The 19,121-nt window shown below is 60.7% G+C and carries 16 protein-coding genes; 6 read left to right on the top strand and 10 right to left on the bottom strand.

Annotation, left to right across the window (positions count from 1 at the left end):
• Positions 1 to 11: 11 nt before the first annotated feature.
• From ACYQ1A_RS18405 to ACYQ1A_RS18390, 4 genes are all read right to left on the bottom strand, one after another.
• Complete coding sequence (locus tag ACYQ1A_RS18405) at positions 12 to 521, bottom strand: GNAT family N-acetyltransferase (protein WP_499364318.1); 510 nt, start codon at positions 519 to 521, stop codon at positions 12 to 14.
• Between the two features lie 171 nt (positions 522 to 692).
• The gene (locus tag ACYQ1A_RS18400) at positions 693 to 1,109 is read right to left on the bottom strand and encodes a PRC-barrel domain-containing protein (RefSeq protein ID WP_499364316.1); all 417 of its coding nucleotides are present in this window, start codon (positions 1,107 to 1,109) and stop codon (positions 693 to 695) included.
• Positions 1,110 to 1,238: 129 nt separating this feature from the next.
• Positions 1,239 to 3,032, bottom strand: a complete 1,794-nt coding sequence (locus ACYQ1A_RS18395) for a methyl-accepting chemotaxis protein (RefSeq protein WP_499364315.1) — start codon at positions 3,030 to 3,032, stop codon at positions 1,239 to 1,241.
• A gap of 375 nt (positions 3,033 to 3,407) precedes the next feature.
• Complete coding sequence (locus ACYQ1A_RS18390) at positions 3,408 to 4,373, bottom strand: quinone oxidoreductase family protein (RefSeq protein ID WP_499364313.1); 966 nt, start codon at positions 4,371 to 4,373, stop codon at positions 3,408 to 3,410.
• 103 nt (positions 4,374 to 4,476) lie between these two features.
• On the opposite strand from ACYQ1A_RS18390, the gene ACYQ1A_RS18385 reads away from it, so the two are divergent.
• A complete protein-coding gene (locus tag ACYQ1A_RS18385; protein ID WP_499364311.1) occupies positions 4,477 to 5,334 on the top strand; it encodes a LysR family transcriptional regulator in 858 nt (285 codons plus the stop codon).
• A 7-nt stretch (positions 5,335 to 5,341) separates the two neighbouring features.
• On the opposite strand, the gene ACYQ1A_RS18380 is transcribed toward ACYQ1A_RS18385, so the two are convergent.
• A complete protein-coding gene (locus ACYQ1A_RS18380; protein WP_499364309.1) occupies positions 5,342 to 6,958 on the bottom strand; it encodes a response regulator in 1,617 nt (538 codons plus the stop codon).
• A 426-nt stretch (positions 6,959 to 7,384) separates the two neighbouring features.
• Here ACYQ1A_RS18380 and ACYQ1A_RS18375 point away from each other — a divergent pair, with 426 nt between their 5' ends.
• From ACYQ1A_RS18375 to ACYQ1A_RS18360, 4 genes are all read left to right on the top strand, one after another.
• Positions 7,385 to 7,909 carry a fimbrial protein gene (locus ACYQ1A_RS18375; protein WP_499364368.1) on the top strand — a complete coding sequence of 175 codons (525 nt, stop codon included), beginning with the start codon at positions 7,385 to 7,387 and terminating at the stop codon, positions 7,907 to 7,909.
• Positions 7,910 to 8,003: 94 nt separating this feature from the next.
• Positions 8,004 to 8,723 carry a fimbrial biogenesis chaperone gene (locus tag ACYQ1A_RS18370; RefSeq protein WP_499364306.1) on the top strand — a complete coding sequence of 240 codons (720 nt, stop codon included), beginning with the start codon at positions 8,004 to 8,006 and terminating at the stop codon, positions 8,721 to 8,723.
• A gap of 12 nt (positions 8,724 to 8,735) precedes the next feature.
• Positions 8,736 to 11,324, top strand: a complete 2,589-nt coding sequence (locus tag ACYQ1A_RS18365; RefSeq protein ID WP_499364303.1) for a fimbria/pilus outer membrane usher protein — start codon at positions 8,736 to 8,738, stop codon at positions 11,322 to 11,324.
• A 47-nt stretch (positions 11,325 to 11,371) separates the two neighbouring features.
• Positions 11,372 to 12,466: a fimbrial protein gene (locus ACYQ1A_RS18360; protein WP_499364300.1), complete on the top strand. Its 1,095-nt coding sequence runs from the start codon at positions 11,372 to 11,374 to the stop codon at positions 12,464 to 12,466.
• Positions 12,467 to 12,540: 74 nt separating this feature from the next.
• Here the strand turns inward: ACYQ1A_RS18360 and ACYQ1A_RS18355 are convergent, their stop codons facing one another.
• The 5 genes from ACYQ1A_RS18355 to ACYQ1A_RS18335 form a co-directional block, all read right to left on the bottom strand.
• Entirely contained in the window at positions 12,541 to 14,082 is a 1,542-nt protein-coding gene (locus ACYQ1A_RS18355; RefSeq protein ID WP_499364298.1) for a DHA2 family efflux MFS transporter permease subunit, read from the bottom strand.
• 5 nt (positions 14,083 to 14,087) lie between these two features.
• On the bottom strand, positions 14,088 to 15,266 hold the full coding sequence (locus ACYQ1A_RS18350; RefSeq protein WP_499364295.1) for an HlyD family secretion protein: 1,179 nt from the start codon (positions 15,264 to 15,266) through the stop codon (positions 14,088 to 14,090).
• 64 nt (positions 15,267 to 15,330) lie between these two features.
• Positions 15,331 to 16,815 (bottom strand): efflux transporter outer membrane subunit, encoded by a 1,485-nt coding sequence (locus ACYQ1A_RS18345; protein ID WP_499364293.1) that lies wholly within the window; start codon positions 16,813 to 16,815, stop codon positions 15,331 to 15,333.
• A complete protein-coding gene (locus ACYQ1A_RS18340; protein WP_499364290.1) occupies positions 16,816 to 17,259 on the bottom strand; it encodes a MarR family winged helix-turn-helix transcriptional regulator in 444 nt (147 codons plus the stop codon).
• A 355-nt stretch (positions 17,260 to 17,614) separates the two neighbouring features.
• Positions 17,615 to 18,523 carry a recombination-associated protein RdgC gene (locus tag ACYQ1A_RS18335; RefSeq protein WP_499364288.1) on the bottom strand — a complete coding sequence of 303 codons (909 nt, stop codon included), beginning with the start codon at positions 18,521 to 18,523 and terminating at the stop codon, positions 17,615 to 17,617.
• 154 nt (positions 18,524 to 18,677) lie between these two features.
• Here ACYQ1A_RS18335 and trxC point away from each other — a divergent pair, with 154 nt between their 5' ends.
• A complete protein-coding gene (trxC, locus tag ACYQ1A_RS18330; RefSeq protein ID WP_062224919.1) occupies positions 18,678 to 19,100 on the top strand; it encodes a thioredoxin TrxC in 423 nt (140 codons plus the stop codon).
• Positions 19,101 to 19,121 lie beyond the last annotated feature (21 nt).

Raw genomic sequence — 19,121 nt, 5'->3', positions numbered from 1 at the left:
ACGCGACCGCCCTATAAAGCAATGCTGTAGAAATTGAGCGGGTGGTCGATACCGGGAATTTCGATCACGCGCTCAAATACAAAGCCGACGCGCTGGAGCAAGCGGCCCGAGGCAATGTGCTCGCGATCGGTAATCGCCACCACCCGTTGCAGATTTTTTGTCTGGCGGCCCCACGCCAGCCAGGCGCGTGCGGCTTCACTGGCGTAACCCTGGCCTTCAAATTGTGGCAACAGGGCGTAGCCCAGATCGACGTCATCAAGGCCGGCGCGCTTGATCAGTCCGCTCATGCCGAGCAGTGCGCCATCGTCAGTCCGCACCATCACCCATAAACCGAAGCCGGTTGCGGCGTACATGGCCAGCGGACCGTCCTGGATATAACGCTGCGCATCGCTTTCATTGCGGACTTTTTTGTCGCCAATAAACTGCAACCAGCCCGGGCTGTTGAGCAATTGCACGATAAATCCGGCGTCGTCGCGCGTAATCGGGCGCAGGGTCAGGCGTTCGGTGGTGATGGGCGTCATGGGGCTAATCTGGCGGGCAAGGAAAACGGCTATGGTGCAAGCGTATGCGCCGCGCTGGCAAGCCAACGGCGCAGCTCCTTGCGGAGTCTGCGCCGTTTTTGCGTTCCCACTTATCAGAGGAGTGCGCGCGCCCTGTGACCGGGGCCGTGCGCATTACGCGTTAAAGCTGGCTTAGCTGGATTTTTTCGGCTGCTTTTCGTATTCAAACTTCGGCAAGGCCTTGAGTGCGTCTTTGCTGGCACCGGTCAGTACAAATTTGCCGTCGTTGGTGGTGAACTGGTCCACCGGAATGGCCACGTCATGGCGCGCCACACCCAGGAAACCGCCCACGCCGATCACGGCAAACGACAGCGACTTGTCCGGGGCCACGATCACATCTTCGACCTTACCGATCTTCTCGTTCTGGTCGTTGTAGACGTCCTTGCCCAGCACGCTTTTCTTCACGCTCCAGCCATTAACGATCAGTTGTTCTTGCTCGACGGTCACCCCCAGCGTGCTGCGGCCAGCAACAGCGGCAGTAGCGGGCAGGGCGGCGCCAAGACTGGCGGCAAACAGGGCGGCGATCACAGCATTCTTCTTCAGGGACATAGCGGGTACTCCGTTTTAATGTGTCCCCAGTATTGCTGCAGCGCAGCGCGGCCAGTAGCGTCATCTGGCCGAGTTGCCTGTAGGCCATCCAGGCTTGCCGTGTCCGGGCGTTTCCGATGCGGCGGCGCTTTAGCCCAGCAATTGGCTGGCGTCGATGCCCAGGCGCAAATTGCCCCAATGGCGGCCGCTGATATAAATCGGCAAATCTACTTCGGTCATGATTTCGCCGGTATCGCGCATATAGGTTTGCAACAAAAAGCGCTGGGTATTGGCCGCGGCACGTTTGCCGGACGCGTCGCTAAACATGCGCTTATTGCGGCTGGTGCGCAAATCGCTATCGGCGTCGCCGGTGGGTGGTTTGCTGAACCAGCTGTTATTGACCGGGCAAAACGCCTGGGTATTCAACATAAAGGCCACTTTGCCGCCTTTGACATCGCGCACCAGCTGATCGCATTCCGGCTGGCATTGCTCGTTCATGGCGTCGATATAGCGCGCGTTATATTGCTGCGGTTTGGTGCCCGGGATAGGCGTCAGATTCTGATCGAACAAATCAATACCGCGATCGGCCAGCGCCTGCATTCGCGTCTGCAATACATCGCGCGCTTTAAGCGCTCGATTAATTACATGGTCCAGATCGCCATGCCCCAAGACAAAGGTGCCGATCATTTCTTGCACGCGTTCAGTCAAGACCGCCAGATCACGCGTGGCGGTGGAAGCTTGCACCATGCGGGTACTGATTGATTCCGCGTCAGCATGAATTTGCGCCACGCGCCGATTGGTGCCGGCATTGTTATCGGCCACGGCCTGCAAATGGGTGGCGATACCACTCAGGCTGTGGCTGGTGGTTTCAAAATCGCCCACCATGGTACTGAAGTGATCGCACGCATTGATAATGCCGGTGCGCGTGGTGTCGGTGCTTGCGTTGATGCGCTGGGTATGCACGTGGATATTGTCGACTTCGTGCAGCATCGAATCCATATTGCCGCCGATTTCTTCCGTGGCCACGCGTACTTTCTCGGCCAGTTTGCGCACCTCATCGGCAACAACGGCAAAGCCGCGACCGGTTTCGCCGGCGCGGGCGGCTTCAATGGCGGCATTCAATGCCAGCAAATTGGTTTGATCCGAAATTTCCTTGATAAACCCGACAATTGATTTAATGCCGACTGAGCGATCTTTGAGCTCGGTCACCACTTTATTAAAGTCGTCCAGCAATGCGGTGATGCCGCTGATACTGGCGCTGGCGGCACGCAATTCGGCGGTCGAAGTGCGCGCCAGTTCGAGGTTTTGTTCGGTGCTGTCGGCAATGCCGCGCGTTTCGTGCGACACCATATCGACATTGGCGGCGGCGGCATTGCTTTCGTCCTGGACTTCCTGCGCAAAGCGGGCCTGATTGGCGGTGCTGGCGCTGGAATCATCCACATTTTTAAGCAAGCGGGTGGATTCCACCGCAATCTTGACCGTAAGCGATTGCACCGCGGCAATCATCTCGCGTTGCCGCTGCAAAAAGCGGTTGTAGCTATTGGCCAATTGGTGGATTTCGTCATGGGTCATGGTCGCCATATCGCGCGACAAATCGCCGGTGCCGCTATTGGCTTCGTCCAGCGCCGCAATCATGGTTTTGAGCGGGCGTACCACCAGATGGCGCAAATACCAGACCATAAAGGCGGTCAAGGCAAAGGAGGCCACGCCTACCCATAAAGCCAGTTGTTGCAATGTATGCACGCGGGCCTGCAAGGCCGCGCTGGCGGCGGGGCTGACTTGCTGGCGCTGCAATTCGGCCAGAATATCTTGCCCGCTTGACCACGCCACATAGACAAAAGCCAGTTGCAGCAACACCAGAATAAACAGGCTGGCGAATTTGCGGCTTAGCGTGTTGAACGCAATTTTTTCAAGCTCGATATAAGCTTGTTTAAAAAAATCCATTGGTACTCCCGTCAATCGGCGATGTTGCTGGCCGGCGTGCGTATATAAGCGCGCGATTATGTTTGAGAGCCTCAATCATTGAAAGTGTTGCAACGACTTTTTCGCTGGTTCAAGGCAGTAATCACACAAACGGTAGGGTCTTTAGGGGCAGGCTTAACCCAGTCCGGATGCGGCTTTCAGCCTCATGACACCAGCATAACCACGGCGCGGGCATTAATTAGATATATAGCCAAAAGCCAGCCTTTGAACCTGGCGCTAATTGACCCCGCTATGCATTTAACTGCCCGGCGCCATTAAAGGCCGCCAATTACGAAATAAAATTACAAAAAAAGACGGGCGCCTGGCCCGTCTTTGTTGTTTTAACCGACCGGATGATTACAGCGTCAATATCACGCTGCCGGTGGTTTTGCCGCTTTCCAGATCGCGATGTGCCTGAGCCGCCTGCGCCATGGGATAAGCGTGGCCCACCGGGTTGTGCAAACCCTGCGCCAATTCGGCCAGCAACACCTGCGCACCTTGCTGATACCACGCGACGTGCGTGGCAAAGGCCAGTACGCTGGGCTTGGCCAAGGCAATCGGCCCCATGGTTTTGATATCAACGGGTGCCACCGCGCCACCGGCCTGGCCGATATTGGCCACGGTGCCAAACGGCCGTACTGCGCCAAAGGTGGCGGGCAACACGGCGCCGCCTATGCCATCCACCGCCAGATGCACGCCCACGCCATCGGCCAGTGCCCGCACTTGCTGCGGCCAGTCGGGCTGGCTGTGCAACAACACCTGTTCGGCACCGTTGGCGCGGGCGATGTCGGCTTTGGCCGCGCTGCTTACTGTGGCGATGACGTGGATGCCTTTGCGCACCGCCCAGCGTGTCAATAACTGGCCCAGGCCCCCGGCGGCAGCATGCACCAGCAGCCAGTCGCCCTCCTGCAACGGCACCACCCGGTGCAACAACATATAGGCAGTCAGACCGCGCAACATGCTGCTGCCTGCGGTGTGGTCGTCCAGCTGGTCGGGCAACGCAATCAACGCAGTGGCGGGCAAATTACGGACTTCGGCATAGGCGCCCATGGGTGCACCCATATACGCCACCCGCTGGCCGGGATGCCAGCCGCTCACGCCTGCGCCCACGCGCTCGATAACCCCCGCGCCCTCAAAGCCAGCCACGGCAGGGTAGTGCGCCAGCGGGTACTGGCCTTGACGGAAATAGATATCGACAAAATTAACGCCAGCCACGCTCTGGCGTATGCGGACCTCGCCCGGCCCCGGTTCGGCCACGCTCTGATCAATTAATTGCAGGACGTCGGGGGCGCCCGGTTGGGTGATAACAACGGCAGCGGTCATGGCAGTACCTCATGCAGAGTGGATGAACGTCGCCATTAAACGCCCCTGCCGCAGGTGCATATAGTCACCATAGGCGCGCATGGCATGTGCAATACTGCGCAAGATGAACTGGCAAGATATCCACTATTTTTGTGCCTACGCCCGCAGCGGCTCGCTGTCTGCGGCGGCGCGTGAGTTTGGCGTTGATCACGTCACCGTCGGCCGCCGCATCGCCGCGCTGGAACAGGCGCTGGACTTGCGTCTGGTTGATCGGCTGCCGCGCAGCACGGTGCTGACCGACGCCGGGCGCGCTTTGGCGCTGCAGGCCGCCAGCATGGCCGAGCAGGCGCAAACGCTGGCGCGGCATGCGCGCAATCTGCAAGCCCGCAGCCGGACCACGGTGCGCATCAGCGCGCCACCGGCCGTGGCCAGCTGGCTGCTGGCGCCCCAGGTGGCGACGTTTTGCCAGCAACATCGCGATATCAAACTGGTACTGAGCGGGGCGGCGCAGACGGTGGCGCTGGACCGGGGCGAGGCTGATATCGCACTGCGCATGACGCGGCCGACCGAGCCGGAACTGATCGCGCAGCGCGTCGGCATCATGCGGTTTGCGCTCTACGGCAACGCCGATTACGCCCGCACGCCCGCAGAAGACTGGCAATTTATCGGCTACGACGCGCCGTTGGAAAACACCACGCAGCAAAGCTGGTTGCGCCAACTGGCGCAGGGCAAGGCCCTGGTGTTTGAGGCGAGCGATCTGGCGTCGCAGATTGCCGCGGTGCGCGGTGGCCTGGGCGTGGCGGCCTTACCGCAATTCATTGGCGACGCCGAGCCCGAGCTACAGCGTTTGCCCGCGCCATTGCCTGCGCCCGAACGTGAGATGTGGCTGGTCACTTATCCTGATCTGTATCGGGCGGCGCCGATCCGTAGCGTGATGGCGCTGTTGGCCCAGGCGTTCAGTCAGGCCTGCGCGCCAGGCTGAGTCGGGGCTATTTATTCAGCCCCAGATCTTCGCGCAGTTTGAACAGCACATCGTGCCCGATCGAGCCATGCAAACGCGCCAGAAACTGATCGGCCAGATGCAGCAAGCGCCGTTTTTCGCTGGCCTCTACCGTGCCGGATTGCAGATAGCGATTGAGTGCATGCGCGGCCGACAACATCAAGCGGCTGTTGAGCGTGCGCTCGGCCGCTTCGACCAGCAAACCCACGGATTCGCTGACCGCGTTGCGCATCATCAATTGCACGCCGCGGTTGTTCAGATCGATCACGTCCTGGCCGATACGCTGGATAAAGTCTTTCCAGGCCGGGCGCAGATTGGCGGCGCTTTCCAGCACGCCGGAAGTCTGGCGCGTGGTGATAAAACGTTGTGCCAGCGCCTGCAGCCAGCGCCACGGCGGTATGCCCGGAGCCGGGCGCTCGCCCTCCACCGTGGGTGGGCAAACCAGATCGGCCGTCATGATCAGATTAACCGCCAATTCCAGCGTGAATTCGGGGTGATGCAAAAACGGCTCGATCTTGTTTAATTCATCGGCTTTACCGCCAAAGATAGCGGCCGCGAGTATGCCGACCACCTGGCTATTGACGCCACCATCACGCCGCGCCACATCCACCAGCGTGCGCAGATATTTATCGGCATCGGCTGCCACGCCGCCGCGTTTGGCCGCCAGCGCCAATTGCAATACGGTCTCCGGCGCCAGGGCACTGCTATTGCCGCCACAGGCCACGGCTTTTTCCAGTAAGGCGCGCGCTTTATCGGATTGCCCCAGCATATTGGCCAGATTGCCGGCCTTTTGCAGGCGCGAGACGTTGTTCGGCGAAATGGTCAGGCATTGGTCGAACACGCCCATTGCATCTTCCAGCCGGCCTTCCGCCAGATAGGAATGCGCCAGCTCCTCATACGCATCCACGTAATTGGCGTGTTCGCTGATTGCCGTATTCAACAGCGTATTGGCCTGTTCTTTGCGCCCTTGTCGATTAAACACTTTAGCCAGGCCTAGCCGCGCCCACGGCACCACGCGTTTGTTCAGGATTTCTTCGTACAAGGTTCGCGCTTCATCCAGCCGTCCGGCTTCGAGCAACAGGCTGGATAACAGCCGCAATAAATCATTGCGATAAGACGCGTCGGCGCGCGGCATTAATTCGCGCGCAATCTGGATTGCGCCGTTGATGTCATCGTCGGCAATCTTTTCATACAACGGTTTTAGCGCTTGTTTGCGATCCCATGCATTGCGCAACCGATCCGACAATCTGGCACCGGTAAATGGCTTGAGCAAATAGTCGTCCGGACCCACTTCGGCCACCGCCACCACGCGTTCATACGAGGCTTCGGCCGTGATCATGAACCAGATCGTCGATAAGGGCAGTTCGCCGGTGCGGCGTAATTCTTCGAGCAATTCCTGCCCGTTCATGCCGCCGCCAAAATCGTAATCGCACAACACCACGTCGTAATTGCCGTTCTTGAGGCGCCGCCGCGTCTCTCCCACGCTGCTGGCGACGTCGACGCGGGTGATGCCGATGGTGGACAGCGTCAGCCGCAGCGATTGCCGCACGGTGGGCGAATCGTCAGCGGCAAGAACGCGGGCTTCTGCAAGCGCAGTAGAGGCCATGGGGGCAGGGGCTCAGCACAACGAGGTTGATCATAAAAGTTGTGGCCAGGTTACAGAGGTGGCAAGCAAAAATTGCCATGCCGGTCGGGCAGGGCGCAGCGGCTGGCCAGTCTTTGTAAGCTAACGTATCAAAATTTGCTGATTCGGATTCTGCCCGGACTTGGCCACGCCGACGAGACGGCGCCGACGGATTGTGGTTTATGCCACACGCATTGGCGCTGAACGGCGGTAAATGCCGCTTTTTTTGCCTGCGGCACCCGCAGATATTGGCACCACCTTTGGCAGTGAGCACCGTCACTGCGGTGCTGGATTAATTGGGAGCTGTCCTATGCGAGCGCGTGTGGTCGGCATGGTCTTATTCAGCGCGCCACCACGCCGGTTTCAGTGGCTTCTTATTTATTCTCAAATTCTCTTGTGGATCGCATCATGAAAAACCGAATTGCACGTCTCACTCAATCTGCAATTGCAATTGCAGCGATATGTACTAGCAGTTACGGCTTTGCCTATGACGGCACAGTTAATTTCAAAGGATCGGTGGTGGACGCGCCATGCTCAATCAGCGTGGAAACAAAAGACCAGTTGGTTGAATTTGGCGCAGTCGCATCAACGGGTTTTACCGGCGTGGGCTCCACCGTAACCACCAAGAAATTCCCCATCGTGCTGGAGAATTGCGCCGTGGGCACCTACACCAAAACCAGCATCCGTTTTGACGCCACGCCCGATGGCGAACATATCAAACTCACACCTGATATCGGCGTGGCTAAGGGCGTAGCAGTGCAATTGCTGTATCCGGACGGCAGCCCGGTGCTATTGGGCTACGACTCGCTGTCCACCAACCTGAATAACGGCTCCAACACTCTGCAATTTGGCGCACGCTATATCCAGACCGCCGCCGCCGTTACCACCGGTCCTGCTAATGCGCAGGCGCAATTCACGGTGAGTTATCAGTAAATAGTCCGCAGCGCAGCAGGCGCCGGCGCGCCTGCTGCGCTTTAATCCCACCCGCCGTCGCGCATTGAATTCAATTATCTAGCCAGGAAGAACCATGTTTGCAGGTCCGCGTTTGATTGCCATGCTGATCACGCTTTATAGCGGATTAATGCTTGCGATTCCGGTCCAGGCCGGCATTACGCTCAGCAGTACTCGAGTGATCTTTGAGGCCAATGCTCAGGCTTTGGCTGTGCCGCTACAAAACAACGATAACCGCGATTATCTGGTGCAATCATGGGTGGAAGATCAATCCGGCCAGAAAGCGCCCTTTCTGGTTACGCCGCCTTTGGTACGCGTGGATGCCAAAAAAAGTATGGTGCTCAAGATTATCCCCACTGACACCAGCGCTTTGCCGCAAGACCGCGAATCGGTGTTTTTTTTAAACGTCAAAGAAATTCCGCCGCGCGCCGATACTGAAAACGTCTTGCAGATTGCCATTCGCACGCGCATCAAAATGTTTTATCGCCCGGCGCAATTGGCGGGCGAGGTGGAGACGGCAGCCGCTCAATTGCAATGGCAAGTGTTGCGCGATGACGCCGGCGCGCTGCAGTTGCAGGTGCAAAACCCGTCCGCCTATGCCGTCACGGTGGTGGATGCCAGCGCGGATGGCGTGGCCCTGCGCAACGATATGGTGTTGCCACAACAAAGCCTGCGTTATGCGCTGCCGGCCCATACCGGCGCCAGCGTCGAGGTGACTTTCAGCAGCATGAATGACTTTGGCGGCACCAGCGTGCCGCTCAAGGTTCGCGCCCAGCGCGCCGCTACCGCGCCATAGAGACGACGCGCGATGTCTCAGTCTGAACTGGCCGCACACGCGGCTGCGACTGTCCCCGGTCGCCTGGTTTCTGCCCTGTTGTTGACGCTCGGCGCGCCACTGTCGCTGGCGGCAGAGCCCGCACCCGCCGCGCCCTTGCAGCCCTCGCGTAGCCTGGGCTTTGATCCCGGCTTTTTGCAGCTGGGCAGTCCGGAAGATCAAAGCAATGTGGATATCTCCGGCTATGCCGAACGCAATGTGGTACAGCCGGGCCTGTATCGCGCCGAGGTCTGGCTCAATGGCCGCCAGGTGACGGTGCGCGATCTGCAATTTGTGGCTGCTGCGGATAGCCAGTCTGATGCCACACCCTGCCTCAGCCGCGCGCTGCTGCAACAATGGGGCATAGACCTGCAACACGCTGTGGCCGCGACGCCCGACCAGGCCGATTGCGTCGATTTGCCCGCGCTGATCCCGCAAGCCAGCGTGAATTTTGATCTGCTGCAGCAACGCCTGGAAATCGGAGTGCCGCAAGTCTGGATGTCCCGGCCCCCGCGCGGTGCCAACATGGCGCAGTGGGATAACGGCACCAGCGCGGGCTTGCTGGAATACAGCGTCAATGCGGCCAGCGGCCGCGCCGCTGGCGTGCGCAGCGATACCGCCTATGCCAGCGCGCGGGCTGGCCTCAATCTGGGTGCGTGGCGGCTGCGTTCAACGTTGAATGCACAAAGCAGTCGCGGCCAAGCCAATACCGTGCAGGCGCTGGATAACTACGCCCAGCGCGATATTGCGCCCGTGCAGGCGCGGCTAACGCTGGGCCAGGCCGTCACGCCAGCCGACCTGTTCGATGGCGTGGCGTTCAGCGGCCTGCAACTGGCCTCGGACGACGCCATGCTGCCGGATGAGCAACAAGGTTATGTGCCGGTGGTGCGCGGGGTGGCGCAGACCAATGCGCGCATCAGCATTCGCCAGCGCGGCTTTGAAATCTATAGTGGCCTGGTGGCGCCGGGGCCATTTGCCATCGATAACCTGCCCAATGCCACCACCGGCGACCTGGAAGTCACCATCGCCGAAGCCGACGGCCGCGAAACCCGCTTTGTTACGCCATTTGCCTCGTTGCCGGCGCTGGTGCGCGAGGGCGGCTTCCGCTATAGCGCCACCTTTGGCCGCTATCGCGATGGGGCACGCCAACATGGGTCCTGGTTTGGCCAGGCCACGGCCACGCGCGGCATGCAGTTTGATCTGACGGTGTACGGCGGCTTGCTGGGCGCCTATGAATATCAGGCGGCCATATTCGGGCTGGGCAAGAATCTGGGCGAATTGGGCGCGCTGTCATTCGACCTGGCGCAATCAAGCACGCTGGCCAACTGGTCGGCCAGCGGTGCCGCGCTCAGCGGCCAGTCGGTACGTATGCTGTACGGCAAGGTGTTTGGCAATGGTTTGAATCTGCGGGTACTCGGCACGCGTTATTCCAGTTCTGGTTATCGCAGTTTTGCCGAGGCGATGCTGGAACAGCGCACCGGCAAGCCGCACGAGCATATGCAAGATCTGGCGCGCTTGGGCGCCCGCAAAATCCAGTTGCAGGGCAACCTTAGCCAGTCGCTCGGACGCATGGGCGCGCTGTACGCTGCGGTGACGCAGCAGTCCTATCACGCCGGGCCGCGCGCGCTGTCGGCGCAATTGGGCTATAGCACGGCCGTCGGCCCGTATGCCCTCGGCGTGTATTACACCGAGGGCCGCAATGGGGGCGGAGGGGCAACGCGGCAAGTCAGCGCCAACCTGTCGATTCCGTTTGGCGCGCCCGCCCGCAGCAGCCTGGGCACGGCGACGCTGAACAGCAGCGTGCTGCACGACAGCGTGAGCGGGATATCGGAACAACTCGGCATTAACGGCACCGCGCTGGCCGAGCGCACCCTGAGCTACGCCCTCAATGCGCATCATGGCGCCGGTGCCGGGCGTGGCGATGGCACGCTCAGTTTTGCCGGGCGTTATGCCACGGTCGGTGGCGGCATCAGCGCCGGTGCGGCCTATCAGCAACTGGGCCTGAGCCTGTCTGGCAGCGTGGCGGTGCATGGCGGCGGCATCACGCTGGGCCACGCCCTGGGCGACACCGCCGCGCTGATCGATACCCACGGCGCGCCCGATGTGGCGGTGGCGTCTTTTCCGGGCGTGCGTACCGATGGCCACGGTTACGCCATCGTGCCGAATCTGGCGGCCTATCGGGCCAATCGCATCGAACTTGATCCATCCTCGGCGCGCCGCAACGACAGCGTGGAAATGCAGGACACCATCAGCAGCGTCGTTCCCACTCGGGGTGCGCTGGTCCGCGTCAGTTTTGCCAGTCGCATCGGGCAGAAGGCCTTGCTGACCTTGACGGATGGCCTGGGCAAGGCCTTGCCGTTTGGCGCGCAAATCTACGACGTCAGCGGCCACGAAGCTGGCGTGGTGGGGGAGCGCGGCGAAGCCTATGTCAGTGGCCTGGCCGCGATGGGCGTGCTGAATGTGCGCTGGGGCTCGCGTAACCGCATCCAGTGCATGGCGAAATATCAACTCGATGCCGCGACCGTGCGCACCGGCCCCTTGCCGACGCTGGCTGTGCACTGTCTGCCGCAGGCGGAACGCTGATGCGGTGCCGCTATTACTTTTTGCCGGCGTGCGGCAAAGGACTCGCCATGTTGTTCCGGCCTGGGCGTCATCTGCTGGCTTTGCTCTGGCTGTTGCCCTTGCTGGCGCAGGCCGCCTGCATGACGCCGTCAGCCCGGCGCGGCACCACGCTGGACATCGTGGCCCGATCGGTGCGCATCCAGCCGGATCAGGCCATAGGCAGCCGCCTTGGCACGTGGACCAGCACCAGCGTGGCCAATGGCTGGCAGCGCAGCATCGGCTATGGCTTGCTCGATTGTCGCGATGGCGGCGGCAGCATCGGCTGGATGGGCGATACCCCGGTCGGGGCGGATGGGGTTTATCCCACCGGCAAGGCGGGCATTGGCATTCGTTTTCGCTTGAGCGGCGCGCTGGTGGATCAAACCCGCGGCACGCTGCTGGGGGTGGTGCTGGAAAGCGGCGGCCCGCGGCTGGCGCTGGCGGAGGGCAAATATCTGGCCAACACCTTGCCGTGGGTGCTGACCTATAGCCTGGTCAAGACCGGCCCGATCGAGCTCGACGACAAACTGCTGCGCGCCAGCTTTCATCTATCCAGCGCGGCCCTGGCCGGGGTGTGGGTGGGCGGCGATGGGGATGTCAGCGCGGGTACCGTCGCGCCGCGTACGGTGGCGTTCAATCTGGCCAGTAACGCGCGCTGGCATCTGTCGCCCGCCACCTGTTCTGTCACTACGCCGGACCTGAGCGTGCAGATGAACACCGCCTTGCTGCGTTACTTTTTGAATAACGAAACCAATATCGGACTGACCCCGTTTACGGTTGGGCTGACGTGTCCGGGCGGCGGCGGCAGCCTTAAACGGGTGTCGGTGGTGCTTAGCGATAATGTGCGCCTGGGCAATAGCAGCGACGTCCTTGGGCTGACGCCGTATTCCACCGCCAGTGGTGTTGGCATCCAGGTCTTGTATGCGGGCGTGCCAGTGCGCTTGCAGGCGGATTCCACCGATACGCGCGGCGTGACGCCCGCGACCGCGTTGGCGGTGGGCACGGTCAACGGCAAGCAGTTCAATATCCCGTTCAGCGCGCGTTATGTCGCCACCCATGGCAATCAGAATGTAGAGGTCGGCACCGTAAACGCGCGCATGTCCTTGACGGTGTATTACGACTAGCGGGCCGTCGGCGCATAAAAAAAGGCATCCGTATGGATGCCTTTGGTTTGCCGTGCCCGGAGCACGCTTCGCGCTCAGTGTCCGCCTGCTGCCGCGGCACTGGCACCGCCGCCTTTGGGCGCAAACGGTGGTTTGGCAAAATACACCACAAAGATTAGCGACAGGAACAGCACGCCCAGCATGTTGAAGTAGTCGATGGTCGACATCATCATCGCCTGGCCTTGCACGATGCGATCCATCACCGCCGCGCCTTGTGTGACATTGCCGTGGCCCAGTTGCGTCATGGCTTGTTGCGTGGCCGGATCGTAGATCGAGATATGTTCGGTCAAGCGTGCATGATGCTCGGTGCCGCGGCGTTGCCAGATCCACGTGGTCAGCGAAGCGGCAAAGCTGCCGCCCAGCGTACGCAAGAACGTGGCCAGGCCCGAACCGGCCGAGATTTCATGCGGTTGCAGATCCGACAACACAATCGACAGCACCGGCATAAAGTAGAATGCCACGCCCAGCCCCATCAGCAACTGCACCAGCGCCACGGTGTGGAAATCGACATCGGTGGTAAACGAACCGCGCCAGAACGAGGTGCCCGCCAATACCACAAACGAGATCGATGCCAGCAAGCGCAAATCAAAGCGCGGCGCGTATTTGCCCACCACCGGCGTCAAAATCACCGGCAGCACGCCGATTGGCGCGGTGGCCAGACCGGCCCACACCGAGGTGTAACCCAGCTGCGTTTGCAACCACAACGGCAGCAGCAAGCTCATGCCAAAGAAACCGGCATAACCCAACACCAGCGTGATGGTGCCAAAGCGGAAATTGCGATGGCGGAACAGCTTGAGGTTAACGATCGGGTCTTTATCGGTCAGTTCCCAGATCAGGAATACCGTCAGCGCAATCGCCGCAATAATCGCCAGCCAGATAATGAAGGTGGACGAGAACCAGTCCAGATCATTGCCCTTATCCAGCAGGATTTGCAGCGCGCCCACGCCGATAATCAGCGTGACCAGGCCAACATAATCCATGCGCGGTTTTTCCAGGCGCTCGGGCCGGCCCTTCATCTGGCCCGATACCACCCACGAGGCAAAGATGCCGATCGGCACGTTGATAAAGAAAATCCACGGCCATGAGTAGTTATCGGTAATCCAGCCGCCCAGAATCGGCCCGGCAATCGGCGCCACCACGGTAATCATCGCCAGCAAGGCCAGGGCCTGCCCGCGTTTATTGGCCGGGTAGATCGAGATCAGCAACGCCTGGGTAATCGGATACATGGGCCCGGCCACCGCGCCTTGCAGGGCGCGGAAACCCACCAGCATGCCCATGCTCTGCGCAATGCCGCACAAGAACGACGCCAGCGAAAACAGCAGCGTGGCCCACACAAACGGCTTTACCTCGCCATAGCGGCGGGTCAGAAAGCCGGTCAGCGGCAGCGCAATGGCGTTGCTGACCGCAAACGACGTGATGACCCACGCGCTCTGATCCGAGCTCACGCCCAGATTGCCCGCGATGGTGGGCAAGCTGACGTTGGCGATGGTGGTGTCCAGCACCTGCATAAAGGTGGCCAGACACAGGCCGATGGTGGCCAGCGCCTGGTTGGGCGGACGAAACGTCGGATGGCTCATGACGATTACTTCTTGGCGACAGTGGTGGGCAGATTGCTGTGGATCACATCGGCGATCAGTTGGTCTGCGGCAGCCAGTTGTTGCTTGTAGATGTCGGTGGTAAAGACCGGCGTGGTGGCGGCGGTTTGCGACAGCGCCGGGCCATCCTGGTTATGCAGTTCCACATCGACCGCCATCGACAGACCAATGCGCAGCGGATGCGCTTCCAGTTCTTTCGGGTCGAGCGTGATGCGCACCGGAATCCGTTGCACGATCTTGATCCAGTTGCCGGTGGCGTTTTGCGCCGGCAGCAGACTGAACGCGCTACCGGTACCCACGCCCAGGCTTTCCACCTTGCCGTGATATTCCACGCTGCCGCCGTACAGATCGGCCTTCAGCGTCACCGGTTGGCCAATGCGCATATGTTGCAGCTGGGTTTCTTTAAAGTTGGCTTCCACCCACACCTGGTTGAGCGGCACCACCGCCATCAGCGGCGTGCCCGGCTGCACCCGTTGACCCACTTGCACGGTACGTTGCGCCACATAGCCAGTGACCGGCGCTTGCAGATTGGTGCGCACGTCATCCAGATAGGCCGAGCGCAGCTTGGCGGCAGCAGCTTGCACGTCCGGATGGCTGGCAATTACGGTGTCTTCGACCAGTACTTTGCTGGTGCTGAGCTGGCCTTCGTACGAAGCAACGGCTGACTGCGCCGTCGCCAGCGCATCTTGTGCGTGGCTCAGTTCTTCGGCCGAAATTGCGCCAGTTTTAGCCAGCGCCAGACGACGCTCGTAATCCTGTTTCGCTTTTTGCAGCGAGATGTTCTGTGCGGCCACCTGTGCTTGCAGGCTACTCACATTGCTGAACAAACCGCGCACCTGGCGTACGGTGCGGGCCAGATTGGCTTTGGCTTGTTCCATGGCGACATGCGCGTCGCTGGGGTCCAGCGCCACCAGTTGCTGGCCCACTTTCACCAGCGCGCCATTATCCGCGCCGATGCTGGTGACGGTGCCCGGCACTTGCGGCGTGATCTGCACCACGTTGCCTTGCACATAGGCATCATCGGTGTCTTCGTTCCAGCGGCCGACGGTGTAATACCAGAACGCCCACGCCACGGCGGCGATCACCACAATCAGGGCCACCAGGCGCAGCAGGAAAGTACGGCGCGACGGCTTTTGCGGCGCGGCTTGCTGTTGTTCGTTGCTCATCTTTTATGTCCTCAAGCTAGCTGAGTTCGGCCAGGCCGAAATGTCTTGTCTTTGTATGCGGCGTTTATTGGGCGCTGGCGACGCTGCTGGCGTCGACCTGGCCGGGCAGCGCGCCGTCGGCGTTAAACCCCCCACCGAGGGCCTGCACCAGCAACACCGAGGCATCGATCTGCTGCGCATTCAGCGCGGCCAGACGCATTTCGCCGGCATACAGTTGTTGTTCCACGGTCAGCGCATCCACGTAGTTGCCCAGCCCGCCGTGATAGCGCTGCATGGCCAGATCAAACGCTTCGCGCGCGATGCGAATGCTGTCTTGCTGTTGCGCTACCTGCTTTTGCAGCGATTTAAGCGCGCTGATCTGCGCGGCCACATCGTGCACGGCGTTCACCAGCGTCAGGTTGTACTGCGCCACGGCTACGTCGTATTGCGCGTCTTTGCCAGCCAGGTTGTTGCGCAGGCGGCCGCCATCAAAAATCGGCAGCGTAATGGCCGGGGCCAGTTGCGCGTAGCGGCTTTCCCAATGCGGCAGATCGCCCAGACCCAAAGAAGCCAGGCCGACGGCGGCACTCAGATTGAAGTCGGGGTAGAACTTGGCCTTGGCCGCCTTGATATCCTGGCTGGCACTTTCCACACGCCAGCGTGCAGCCACCACATCGGCGCGACGCCCCAGCAGATTGGCAGGCAGGGTATTGGGCAGCGCCAGGCGGGACGGCTCGATCAGCTGCGGCCGCGCCAACTGATCCGCGCGATCCGGGCTGGCGCCCACCAATGCGGCCAGTTCGAGGCGCGCATCGTCGATTTGCTGTTGCGCGGCTTCGATCTGTTGCTGCGCAGCGGGCACGGCGGCTTGCGCTTGCTTGGATTGCAGCTGGCTATCGATGCCGGCGTCTACGCGTTGCTTGACCAGCCCCAACAAATCCTGCGAGCGCTTGAGCTCGGCGCGCGCCACATCCTGCAGCGACCAGGCATAGCCCAGTTGGGCGTACGTGCGGGCGATATTGCCGGACAGCGTGATGCGCGCTTGTTGCGCATCGACGGCGGCGGCGCGGGCCTGGCCGGCGGCGGCTTCCCACGCGGCGCGTTCGCCGCCCCACAAATCGAAGTCATAACTGAATTTGAGCGACACCATCTTCAGCGCGGCATAGCTGTCGCCATAGGGCGGCGGCAGCACCGTGCCAGGGATGCGAATGCCGGAATACGCGGCAGCGGCATCCACACGCGGCGCGCGCGCGGCGTCGGCGGCGCCGGCCTGGGCAAGTGCGGCACGATTACGCGCGTCGGCGACTTCCAGGTTGGGGTTGTTCTTGAGCGCGTCCGCAATCAGCGCATCGAGTTGGGCATCGTTCAGGCTGTGCCACCAGTCCTGCGCCGGCCACACGCTGGCATCCGTGGCGTTTTTGCCCACCACGCTGCTGGCATCACGCAGGCTGGCGCTGGTGTCCAGACCCTTCATATTGGCGCAGCCCGCCAGAATCGACGCGGCCAGCACCGTGAGCAACGCGGGGCTACGCCAGCGCGCTGCAGCGGTTTCTACGGCTTGGGGGATCACTTATTTGCTCTCCAGCGTATTGCGCACACGCTTTAACAAAGACACCAGTTGTTCTTGCTCGGCGTCATTCAGATCAGACACGGCCACGGCCATCGAGGCCTCACCACAGGCCTGCATGGTGGCCCACAGCGCCTGGCCGGCTTCGGTCAGCGAAATCTGCAGCGCGCGGCGGTCTTCCTGATGCGGCTGGCGGCGCAGATAGCCTTTTTCTTCGAGCTTATCCAGCAGGCGGGTCATGGCACCGGCATCGTGGTCGATGGCACGGGCCAGTTCAGTGGCAGTCTGCACGCCGTGGTAAGCCAGACGCTTGAGCACCAGATACTGGCTGAGATTCAGCTCAAGGCCGCTTTGCGCCAGCTTGTGTTCAAACAGATGAAACATGCCGTCGCGAACTTGACGGACCAGAACGCCCAGATTTTCTTCCGGGGGTTGAGTGATGGACATGAGCAAACCCTTAGCGAAATTCTCAAATTCTCAAAATACGCCGAGGATGATAGGTTTCACCCAATATAGTTGTCAAAGCAATCATCATTTTGTTGATCACCTGTTTTCGGGTAGTCAATTCCTAAATCATTGAAGTGCATCAGATTTACCTTATTTGCGGCAAGACGAACGGTCGGTCGAAATGACTAGTCGATCGACTAGCAGACGCAAACCCGCATTCCCCTTAGGGTTTTTTTCTGCTGCAACGCACAAGGGGGCCTGTCGGTTGTCAGGCTAAGGTGGATTATTTACGGCGTGTGCGCCAAAAAAATGCCCGCTGCAGGCAGCGGGCATTCGGTAGCACACAACTATTGGATCAGGCAGGGATCTCGTCGCCCAGTGCCGTAATCAGGGTCGGCACCAGCTGGCGCAGCTCGCCGAGCAGCAATGTCAGGCCAGCATTGAACAAGGCTTCCTTATCGGCCGCGTCGCTGTCTTTCATTTCTTCTTCCAGCGTATCCATCATGGCGACGCGCTTCAGTTCCAGTTTTTCAGTCAGCTGGAAGGCCACGCGGTCTTGCCACGACACGGCTATCTTGGTGACCAGTTTGCCCGCGGACAAATGCATCTGGATTTCGTCGCCGGACAAAGGCTGGCGCACCAGCCGCGCAATGGCCCCATCATCGCCGGGTACGCGCAGTTCAACGTCCTGGCCCAGATCAAATTCACCGGCATCGCCGCTTTCCAGCCACAACGTCATGGCGGTTTGCGGCGTGGTCTGGGTTTGCAGCAGACGCGTGGGCAAGCTACCGAGGCTTTCGCGCAGCAAGGACAACAATTCTTCGGCTTTGCTGGCGCTGGCGCTTTCGACCAGTACCAGGCCGGCTTGCAGATCGATCAACGCGCGTTGCGTGCGGCTGCGCGTGAAGGCGCGCGGGATCAGCTCATCGACGATGCGTTCGCGAATTTCTTTGGCTTCGCGCTTGCCCACTTTGCGGTTCTCGCGCGCTTCGATCTCGGCGACCCGCGCATCGGCCGCGTTCTTGATGACCGCGCCTGGCAGCAGTTTGTCTTCGGTCTTGAGCATGACCAGCACGGCGTCTTGCCACGGATAGGCAAATTGCTCGGGCGCGTGGGCGGCGGGCGCAATCCAGCCTTGCGACATCATGTCGCTGCTGCCGCACGGCACAAACGGCCGCTTTTCCAGGCAACTGCTGATGCTTTCCGCAGTCAATGCGTGATCAGGGGCCAGACGATAAATTTGCAGATTACGGAACCAGAGCATACGCAGGACTCGACATATAGATAGAGCGGGGGGCGATTGTACCGGCCCCAAAGAGGGAAGGGAACGCGCCGCACTTGTGTTGCGCGTACTGGTTTGTAAACATGTTGGCCCAACAGCAAAAACAAGGCCCGTCGGGCCGCCGGAGTCAAACACCATGCAGATCGCATGCCCGCATTGCCACACGCAAAACCGTATCGAAGACAGCCGCTTGGCTGATGACCCCAACTGCGGTGCTTGCCACAAGCCGATCTTTAGCGGCGCGCCGCTGGCGGTGGACGAGGCGCAGTTCCAGACGCTGATCAAGACGCTGGCGCGCCCCATCATCGTGGATTGCTGGGCCACCTGGTGCGGCCCGTGCCAATCCTTCGCCCCGGCCTATGCCAGCGCGGCCGAGCACTTTGCCGGCAAGGCGACGTTTTTGAAGGTGGATACGGATCAGCAGCAGAATCTGTCGGGCGCGCTACGTATCCGTAGCATTCCCACCATTCTGGTGTTTGAAGGCGGGCGGGAGATAGACCGCGTCAACGGCGCGATGTCGTCGGGGCAGTTCAAGGCGTGGCTGACGCAGTTCTTCTAAAACAAAAATAGGGTGGGTCTA

Source organism: Silvimonas sp. JCM 19000 (genome assembly GCF_054652575.1).
This window is presented reverse-complemented; position numbering and strand designations above follow the sequence as displayed.